At 58.9% G+C, this 231-nt stretch carries 1 protein-coding gene; it reads left to right on the top strand.

Going from position 1 to position 231, the window contains the following annotated elements; translation table 11 throughout:
• A partial coding sequence (locus SB689_RS24310; protein WP_410694575.1) for a hypothetical protein occupies positions 1-231 on the top strand: 231 nt, incomplete at both ends.

The raw sequence follows: 231 nt of genomic DNA, 5'->3' as shown, positions 1-231 counted from the left end.
AGTACCGCGAGGGACTGTTGCTGGGATACCGTTGGTTCGACGCGAAAGCCATCGAGCCATTGTTTCCGTTCGGGTTCGGACTTTCGTATACGGCATTCGCTTACTCGGACATGACTGTTCGGGTTGACGGAGCGAACAATGTAGTCGTCACCTTCACGGTGACGAACACCGGGTCGCGTGCAGGGGCGGAGGTCGCACAGGTGTACGCAACTCTTCCGCCGGGAACAGGGC

Source organism: Chryseobacterium sp. SIMBA_038 (assembly GCF_046535115.1).
Lineage (GTDB): Bacteria > Bacteroidota > Bacteroidia > Flavobacteriales > Weeksellaceae > Chryseobacterium.
Note: the sequence above shows the minus strand (reverse complement) of the source record. Positions and strands in the feature narration are given on the sequence as shown.